This window comes from Mesorhizobium sp. M7A.F.Ca.CA.004.04.2.1 (assembly GCF_004022825.1).
Taxonomy (GTDB): Bacteria; Pseudomonadota; Alphaproteobacteria; order Rhizobiales; family Rhizobiaceae; genus Mesorhizobium.
In genome coordinates this window covers 1-9,475 of sequence record NZ_RZPH01000120.1, presented here as the reverse complement: position 1 = coordinate 9,475, position 9,475 = coordinate 1, and the positions used below count along the sequence as shown (strand labels likewise).

Genomic DNA, 9,475 nt, shown 5'->3' with positions numbered 1-9,475 from the left:
GGTGCGTTGTGGCCGCGATAGCCGGCGTCGGCGAGGATGCGGCCGATCTCGTTGCCGATGGTCTTTTCCATGTCGGGGATGACGCTTGCCAGCGTGTGGCCGTCATAGGGATTGCCGGGCAGTGCTTTTGCGACTTGATCCGGGGATCACCTGGCGCGTGTCGGCCGGTTTCATCGCCCCAGTCTTGACCGCAAGGCTGAGGCTCTCCTGCAACAGCGCCATGATCCGCTCCTCGCCCATACGGCTGCGCCAACGCGTCATCGAGGAGCGGTCGAACGGCAGCGTATGGCAAAAGAACGTCTCGCCGGTGAGATACTGGAAGTAAGGGTTCTCCACCCAGCGCTCGCACAGCACCTCATCCGACAGGTTGAAGGTGTGCTTGAGGATCGCCAGCCCCGCCATCAGCCGGGTCGGCAGCGGCGGCATGCCGGGGCCGTCCGAATAGACGGCGCCGAAACGCTCCTCCAGCACCGGCCAGTCGATCGCCTGCGCCAGCCGCACCAGCTCGTGCTTCATGTTGATGATTTGGTCGAGCCTGGAGCGGAACAGGTCCTGCTCTCCCGTCTCGCGCTTCTCGCGTGGCCTGGACATTCGCTGTCCCCTCGATTCGCCGCCGCCGAACCGAGTGAATCACGCTCCGCGCCACAAGGGAATCGCAAAACCGAATTGCAGGAAAACAGCCCCAATAAACCGCTAATCCTGCAATTCCAAAGCCGCTATCCGCCTCAATCAACAGGCCAGATCAATGGCTTGCGGATAGTTCACGGCCGACTCACTATTTCTATGCTGAACAGTCTCGCCTGAGTATATGTTTTAGCTAGTCGCTAATTAGACGGAATTCTGCCAGTCTGCATTCCCCCCTGATCTGATGTAGAGCAGCTTCCAAGTGGGAATTAGCCCCCCATCGACCGGATCGGGCGACACGAACATGCGCTGAAGGCTTGGCGGAACGGCTACTGGGACCATGATGCTACTCGAATGCAAGATAGTGTCAGAACGTCCCGGGAAGGCTGCAGGCAGGGGATGTCAGGTCAATCAGCCTATAGATATGATACCGCCCATTCGCTGAGACTTCACGATGGGCATAGGAGGTGGGAATTCTTGCCTTGAGATGGACGCGGCTGTCGGAGCAGGCGAGCACGGCAGCAGCGATGGCCTGAACCTTCGGGCCGCTGACAAAAACGTTCACCACCGCACGCGAGCCGAACCCGTCGAGATACGTCTCGAAAGCATCGAGGTGGGCCATCAGCCCGAAAGCCTGGATGTCGCGAACTTCGCCATCTTCGAGCCGGTGGGTTTCACGTACCTTGGCCACCTGTTGATCGAGCAAAGCATCGATATGCGCATTCTTGTCGCTTCTTGGGACGAGGAGCGAGATCCGTTCCGGACTGACGATATCGATCAATCCGTAGAATACGTCGGCATCTCCTCCGATCCCCACGAGCAGGACTTTCTCTTCGCCCATTCCTCCGCTGCCTTGAAGATGAGGGACGGTGACGTATCGGTCCAAGCCGCTGGAAAAATCCTCTTTGCCGATCGCGTTCCCGTAGATACCTTCGGCGTACCCGAATTCGAGAGACTGAATCGACATTTTCTTGAATGCCACCGCAATCAGCCATTGGATGTAGATTCGCGGCATCGTCGAGCACTCGACGAAAACCTTCCGCAGGCTTCCTTCGTATGAGCCACATGAAGCGGCCATCTGAGTGAGCAGGTGATCGAGGAGATTGATGTTCTTCTGATACTCGATGGAAGGCTCGAGGGTGATCACAGTCACTTCGACGCCCCATCGGGTACCCATAGCGATGAGCTTTCGCCGGTTTTCTTCGACGGCTGGGACGTTCGCTTCCTTCAGAGCAAAGTCCAGAACCACGATCTTGCCGACCTTCAGGTCAAGATGGTTTTCGAACGCGGCGAAACGCGTTTCCCATCCAAGCGCGACGATCGCGATATCTGCCTCCATCGTTTCGCAGGTACCTGCATCTCTCGCCTTCTCGGTGACGGCCAGATGGCCGAAGACTCGATACTCGACAGTTGAAGCGGTCATTCGAGATCGCTCTCGAAAAGCGAGTGCTGGAATTCGGTCTTGAGTGCGGGCCGCGCGACGAGCTCCTTAAACACCGAGTCGGCCCAGTCTTCTGGGAGCCGATGCCTGGTAAAAAGCAGGTCGACCATCCGCGCCGCAGGGATTGTGTTGATTTCGTACGGGCCGCGATAGGAGAACCCGAAGTAAGGTGCAAATCGCCGATGCAATCTGATCATCATCTCCTTCGATGCGGGGTCGGCGCGGTCCACCTCAAAGTTGCCGGCGGCGGAGACCTCCCGGATAAACCCATCCCTTTCCGCCCGACGCAGGACCTCGTCCAGTTTTCCGCTGGGTTGCTCCAGTCGGTTCACCAGCGAGCGCATTTCCTTTAGATCAACCCTGAAAATGCCTCTCTCTGTCGTTCCTAGAGCATTTTCTTCGGCAAACTCTGTCTGGAGGCGAGCGGTCAGGTAACCCAACGCCCGCACCATGCGCACGCTCTCTTCTTCGTACGGATGTGAAAGCGCCTGAAGTCCATCAAGCTTCCGTTGAGAGGCGGCGTTCACAGCCTGTCTCTGCTGTTCGAGATGAATCTGTAAATCCGAGTTGATGAATTCCACCAGTTTTCGTGGATCACTGGAACTCGGAACACTGCGGCGGAAGATCTCTCCCATTATATCAAGGAAATCGCGTATACAGACGTCGCTCAATGATGTGATGATCTGGTGCCCTACGTACGGGTAGTCATGCAGACGCAGCATCTGGCACGCTTTCAGAAAAGCCCATCCCTGTTTCCGGGCGATCGACCTCTTCAGATTTGAAGCATCCGCCTTGCTCATGGGCCGGCGCTTAATTTCCGGGTTCATGAGCGCGAGCGCCAGCCCTTCGGCATAAGGGCGCGCTTTTCGATCAAGAAGGAATTGCTGCTGATCCGCCGTCCTCAAATTCACGGAGAGGAATTCACGTGCTGCATCAGCAAGTGCCACAAGCTCTTCTCTGCCCTCGGAATGACCCGATATGATAACCCGCTCGATGATGTCATTGACGGAAAGCCGCCCCAGCCGGTTTTTGAGCGAAAACGCGCTGAGCGCATCGTTGCGCTCGAGATCACTCCGCAGATGGTCAGGAAGCGCATAGTACAGCCGAAGCGACGACACGTTCTCGCACAGCGTGGCGAACTCCCTCGGATCGACTGAATCAAGATTCTCGACGTCCCGGTCAGCATTCGAGAGCGACTGGCCGGGTATGATCGTCCGGATCGTGTCGTAGAGGCCGCCGATGTAGGCGAGGACCCATTTCACGTTGCCGCGCGTCTTTCTCACCAAGGTGTTCAGGAACTGCTGTTGGAGCGGTGTCAGTGCTTCACAGTCGTCAATCAGTATCTTGAAGAAGGGCGCCCTGTCACCGGCGAAAGATGGGCCATTTAAAAGTGGAGTGATCGCGGTCGCGACCTTGTTAATGATCGCGCCAGGGTCTGTTGCTCTGAAGCCGGTCGCTCCGGCATCGGCGGCAAAGAAGAACGCGTTGAAGCATTCGTCGACGTACCGGGTTATCCCACCCCGCAGCTCATCGATGCTGAAGAAGTCGAGACGGGCAGGTTGGGGTATGAAGTGCAGCACTTCGCGATGCAGTGCCAGGGCGACGTCCCTATCTTCGGAGGCCCGGTATTTCAAGTGGCCGTCGCGTCTGAGCTGGCCGATGCTCTCGAGCAGGCGTTCGACTATCTTCAGCTCCAGATAGTGAGAGAAGATTACGAATTGCCGCGGGATCACGGCGGCCGTGTCGAAGCGTATCCGCTCCGGAATGAGGTTCAGAACGGCGTTGTCGATTAGGGGCGAGAATGTCTCATTGAGCTGGAAGAAGACGCCATACCAAGCGAGCTTGCCGACTTGGTCCGAGAGACTTTTGTCTTCAAGAATATGGACTGTGGAAAGCGAGCGAAGAATGCTGGTCTTGCCGCTGCCTCTCGTCCCTGCGACGAAGACCGGCTTGGCGGCGGCAGAAATCAACGCCGACTTCTGACTGAACCACAGTATCGGGCGGCTTTCGTACTCGATCCTGTTGGGGCCGAACGGATTCTCCATCGCTATTCGTCCCTTACCTTAATGCGCCAAGCCGAGTTTGCCTTGGTGAGGCCGTCTATCTCGATGAAGCGCGCCGCTTGGAGCATCAGAAGAGAGTCTTCCAGATCTAGCCCGAGCTCGGCGGAGGCAGCAATCTCAGTGATCTCGTCCCAGAAGAGTAACCCATTCCCGCGCCTGGTGGCATGGTCGCGCAGTCGGCGCAGCAGGTCAAACGTGTCGTTGTTCAGAAAGGCCTTGCCGTTGGACATGGTCGAAATAAAGCAATGTTCGCCTTCCATGACCGTCCCGTCGGCGACATTGGTGCGGTAGGGTATAAGTCGGATGCCGACGAGCTCTCCCTGATCGGTCGTGAAGAAGACGAGCTCATTGAAACCTGACTGTATCTCTGGTGCTGAGATGCAGATCAATTTGCCGTCCGGAAACCTTGGATCGTTGACGATCTCGACCGGATCAGCATGTATGTGTCCATGCAGGTAGACGATAGGCTTGTTGCCCTGCAGCAGCTGAGTTCTGACAAATCCGCTGTTGAGCATCTCCGCGTATGGCGTAATGCGCGGAGTCTTTTGTGGCAGCAGATTGTGATGGCCGATTATGATGCCGTAACGCATGTCGGGCTGCTGGAGCAATTCCTGTAGGCCTGCAAGCATCTCACGCGAGATGTATGGCGTGTCCATCTGACCGTAATACTCGTCGTCGGACGCCTCCTTGTCTGGATCGCTGGGAGGTGTCGCGGGCGAATGTCCCGAGATGTCCGGCGAGCCGAGATCTACAGGCTCTGTAGAAGGACTGAGTGCCTCGAGACGATCACGAAGGAACGCGGGAAGGTTTTGAAGCTCCCAACTGCCTATCGCTGTGTTGACGAGGATGAAGTTTGCGCCTGCGGATCCTGTCGGAAGTCTGAAGTGCACGGGTTGGTCCACGGGAACGGTCTGCCAACCCAAGCGGGCGGCTAAACTCGCCATTTCGCTGAATTTCTCAGTCGGTCCAAGTTCGCGCGCGTCATCACGGTTCACATCGTGATTTCCCGGTACGAATATCAACGGAAGCGCCTTTGAACTGCGTCCCTGTGCGCGGCAGAGCAACGTGAAATGCTGGAATGCCGAAGCAATGAAGGTCTTGTCGCCACGGCTCGTGAAATCCCCCATGAAGGCGATCGAATCCAAGGGCTTCGAAGTCGTCAGCCGCCGAAGTTTCGTCAAGACGGCACGCAGCGAAGACGCGCGTAGCTTCTGCGTTATTTTCGGAGCGAACTTGCTATCCTTGGCATCGATGTTGCTAGAGGAAGGATGCCAGTCCGGATAGTGAATATCGCCTACTTGAAGGATTCGCACCCGCCGCATAACTCGCCCCCCTGCCGAGAGCCATAGACTAATCCGTTCGCTTTTGCCAAGCGCGAACGATCATCCGCAGTGTCCTTAACGAGGTAGCCTGCACTTTTCGAGAATTGCCACGGCGGCTATTTTTCGGCTGTGAAGCACACGAGACCCGTGACGTGAGACCCAGTTGCTCAATGCCCAGTTGCTCAATGAGCTTTCTTACGAATAAGGGAGAATTTCCGCGGCCGGACTATCTCTGAGCGAGCGTGCATGACTGCCAACGGAAGGTCTTGCACGCACCCTTGCGATCTTGAGCAATGGTCGCCATGACTTTCTTCTTGCAGGCTTTTGAGTGGCCCAGCCTGCGATCACCAGACCCCACCGATTCTAAAGAGCGTGGCAGATGGGATAGTCGAGGTTGCCCGTGCACAGTCACGCTCAGGGCTTGCGCCGCCCAGAGGACACGCTGAAAAGGCAGATTGGGGCGCAAGCACGCCATTCACGAGAGGTTCGACATGAAGACCATGCAAGAAAAAGACATTCCGGCATTCGTACAAGCAGTTGTGGACGCCGGCTGCAAAATTTGCGCGATTGGCAACTTGGGATACGTCTTTGGCGATGCTGATTTCACGCCAGCGCAACGGAGGGCCGTCGAGCCACAGCTGCGTAGGATTGCTGAAATCTACGGCGAACGCGATCATCTCATGAACGAGATAGCTGTATATCTGCGGTCGATCGGACGCCATGTCGAGGTTGAGCCGAAGACAGGTATTTCCTGATGGCCGTGATCGCGAGAAGCCGTCTTCCAACCTCTGAATCCTAAAGGAGGTGACCCCCAAGGCCGTTCGTCACCTTCGACCAGAATAACCACATCCGTGACCGCCTGAGCTACTTGGTCGATACGCGCACATGGCCAATACAGTTTCTCCATCCTTCACGAAGCGAATGAGGCTTTGGCCATTCAGCCCCGGTCTACGGGGCGTGACTTGTCCCCGATGCATGCGCGAGCTCTCCGCCCGGCTGGCCGCCGGTCGTCGCCACCGGCCGAAGGCGCCCGAATGCGCTTGACAAGATAGCGTCAGCCCGTTCAACCTAAGGCATTCACCAGGGGAGTCCCGGCAAGGGGCTGAGATACTGCTGGCTTTCGCGGCGCAGTGACCCGTTGAACCTGATCCAGTTCATACTGGCGTAGGGACGGTGCAAGCGCTTTGCGGGAGTTTACGCCCGAGGTCCTGTTGCAGCAGGTCTACAGAAGCGTCTTTTCATCCTTCCGGCACAGAACTGGGTCTCCAATGCATGAGCAAAGGAGCCTCACGATGAATGCCCTCACCCCCGCCGTATCGACGGGACCACTGCCCGCCTCGCGGAAAATCCACAAGCCCGGCGTCCTCTACCCGCAGATCAGGGTGCCGATGCGCGAGATTTCCGTCCATCCGACGGCCGGCGAACCGCCCGTCACCGTCTACGATCCGTCCGGCCCCTACACCGATCCATCAGTCGAAACCAGCATCGAAAAAGGCCTTGCCCGGCTTCGCCACGAATGGGTCACGGCGCGTGGCGATGTCGAAGCCTATGACGGCCGCCACGTCCGGCCGGAAGACAATGGATTCGCCACCGGCGAGCGCCTGACACCGGAATTTCCGATACGCAATCGGCCGCTCAAGGCCAAGCAGGGCAAGGCGGTGACCCAACTTGCCTATGCGCGCGCCGGCATCATCACGCCAGAAATGGAGTTCGTAGCCATCCGCGAGAATCTCGGCCGCGAGGTGATGCGCGGCAAGCTGCAACGCGACGGCGAAGCCTTCGGCGCGGCGATCCCAGATTTCGTCACACCCGAATTCGTGCGCGACGAGGTGGCGCGCGGGCGCGCAATCATTCCCGCCAACATCAATCATCCCGAGAGCGAGCCGATGATCATCGGTCGCAATTTTCTGGTCAAGATCAACGCCAACATCGGTAACTCGGCTGTCACATCGTCGATGGCCGAAGAGGTCGAAAAAATGGTCTGGGCTATCCGCTGGGGCGCGGACACGGTGATGGACCTGTCGACCGGCCGCAACATCCACAACATCCGCGACTGGATCGTGCGCAATGCGCCGGTGCCGATCGGTACGGTGCCGCTCTATCAGGCGCTGGAAAAGGTCAACGGCATCGCCGAGGATCTGAACTGGGAGGTCTACCGCGACACGCTGATCGAGCAGGCCGAGCAAGGCGTCGACTATTTCACCATCCACGCCGGCGTGCGGCTGCACTACATCCCGCTGACCGTCGACCGGGTCACGGGCATCGTCTCGCGCGGCGGCTCGATCATGGCCAAATGGTGCCTGCACCATCACCGGGAGAGCTTCCTCTACGAGCATTTCGAGGAGATCTGCGACATCGCCAGAGCCTATGACGTCTCCTTCTCGCTCGGCGACGGCCTTCGTCCCGGTTCAATCGCCGATGCGAACGACGCGGCGCAATTCGCCGAACTGGAAACACTTGGAGAACTCACCAAGATTGCCTGGGCAAAGGACTGCCAGGTGATGATCGAAGGCCCGGGCCATGTCCCCATGCACAAGATCAAGCAGAACATGGACAAGCAGCTCGCAGTGTGCGGTGAGGCGCCGTTCTACACGTTGGGGCCGCTGACGACCGACATCGCGCCGGGCTATGACCACATCACCTCAGGGATAGGTGCCGCCATGATAGGCTGGTTCGGCACCGCAATGCTTTGCTACGTCACGCCGAAAGAGCATCTCGGCCTTCCCGACCGCAACGACGTCAAGATTGGCGTGATCACCTACAAGATAGCCGCCCATGCAGCCGATCTGGCGAAGGGCCATCCGGCAGCGAAAACCAGGGATGATGCCCTTTCGCGCGCGCGCTTCGAGTTCCGCTGGGAGGACCAGTTCAACCTGTCGCTCGACCCCGAAACCGCACGGTCCTTCCACGACCAGACCTTGCCCAAGGAGGCGCACAAGCTGGCACATTTTTGTTCGATGTGCGGGCCGAAATTCTGCTCCATGCGCATTTCCCACGACATCCGTGCCGAGGCCCAGAAGGAAGGCATGGCGGCAATGGCGGCAAAATACCGGGAGGGCGGCGATCTCTACATGCAGGCGGACGAGACTGGCGTACCGGTCGTGCCAGAGGCTCCCAAACCATCATGAGGGTGCTCGTCAAAGGGGCCGGCGTTGCCGGCCTCACCGTCGCTTTCGAACTCGCCGCCCGCGGCGCGACGGTCACCGTCGCCGAGATGCGGCATGGCCTTGGTGGCAACGCGTCGTGGTTCGCCGGCGGCATGCTGGCGCCATGGTGCGAGCGCGAAAGCGCGGAGCAGCCGGTGCTGGATCTCGGACGCGATGCTGCCGACTGGTGGGATGCGGTGCTGTCGGGTCAGGTGACACGGGCCGGGACATTGGTCGTGGCCGCGCCGCGTGATGCCGGTGAGCTTGACCGGTTCGCCAGTCGCACGTCAGGGCATCGGCGCGTCGATGAAAACGAAATTGCGCTCCTGGAACCCGACCTCGCCGGCCGCTTCCGGCGTGGATTGCTCTTCCCCGACGAGGCTCACCTCGACCCACGCCCGGCGATGGCGGCACTTCATGACAAGCTTGCGACCATGGGTGTCAAATTCCACTTCGGCTGCGACGCCCGGCCTGTTTCGGGATTCGCCCGTCAGATAGACTGCATGGGAATGGCAGCGGCCGATGACAGGCTGCGCGGTGTTCGCGGCGAAATGCTGATCCTTCGCACGCCTGATGTCTCGCTGTCGCGGCCGGTCCGTTTGCTTCATCCACGCTTTCCGCGTTATGCCGGGCCGCGCACCGATCACCGTTTCATGATCGGAGCGACGATGATTGAAAGCCAGAGCGCCGGACCGGTGACGGCGCGTTCCATGATGGAGCTGCTGGGCGCCGCCCATGCCCTCCATCCGGCCTTTGGTGAGGCCGAGATCGTTGAAACCGGTGTGGGTGTCCGTCCGGCATTTCCCGACAATTTGCCACGCGTCGAAACAGACGGTGAGATCATCGCGATCAACGGTCTTTATCGTCACGGTTTTCTCC

The 9,475-nt window shown here is 58.8% G+C and carries 6 protein-coding genes, 1 pseudogene and 1 riboswitch; of the genes and pseudogenes, 3 read left to right on the top strand and 4 right to left on the bottom strand.

Going from position 1 to position 9,475, the window contains the following annotated elements:
- The 4 genes and pseudogenes from EN893_RS08160 to EN893_RS08145 all read right to left on the bottom strand — a co-directional run.
- A pseudogene (locus tag EN893_RS08160) lies at positions 1-591 on the bottom strand (transposase); the annotation flags it as partial.
- Between the two features lie 400 nt (positions 592-991).
- Positions 992-2,047, bottom strand: coding sequence for a hypothetical protein (locus tag EN893_RS08155; RefSeq protein ID WP_063169411.1), 1,056 nt, complete (start codon positions 2,045-2,047; stop codon positions 992-994).
- Entirely contained in the window at positions 2,044-4,110 is a 2,067-nt protein-coding gene (locus EN893_RS08150) for a hypothetical protein (protein ID WP_063169412.1), read from the bottom strand. The genes EN893_RS08155 and EN893_RS08150 overlap by 4 nt, the downstream gene beginning before the upstream one ends.
- Positions 4,111-4,112: 2 nt before the next feature.
- The gene (locus EN893_RS08145; protein WP_127248690.1) at positions 4,113-5,450 is read right to left on the bottom strand and encodes a metallophosphoesterase; all 1,338 of its coding nucleotides are present in this window, start codon (positions 5,448-5,450) and stop codon (positions 4,113-4,115) included.
- Between the two features lie 491 nt (positions 5,451-5,941).
- Here EN893_RS08145 and EN893_RS08140 point away from each other — a divergent pair, with 491 nt between their 5' ends.
- The 3 genes from EN893_RS08140 to EN893_RS08125 all read left to right on the top strand — a co-directional run.
- Positions 5,942-6,205, top strand: a complete 264-nt coding sequence (locus tag EN893_RS08140) for a hypothetical protein (protein WP_082826710.1) — start codon at positions 5,942-5,944, stop codon at positions 6,203-6,205.
- 317 nt (positions 6,206-6,522) lie between these two features.
- A riboswitch (TPP riboswitch) is annotated at positions 6,523-6,639 on the top strand.
- A gap of 103 nt (positions 6,640-6,742) precedes the next feature.
- Positions 6,743-8,578, top strand: a complete 1,836-nt coding sequence (thiC, locus tag EN893_RS08130; RefSeq protein WP_063169414.1) for a phosphomethylpyrimidine synthase ThiC — start codon at positions 6,743-6,745, stop codon at positions 8,576-8,578.
- A partial coding sequence (locus EN893_RS08125) for an FAD-dependent oxidoreductase (RefSeq protein WP_128361483.1) occupies positions 8,575-9,475 on the top strand: 901 nt, incomplete at its 3' end. The genes thiC and EN893_RS08125, both read left to right, overlap by 4 nt.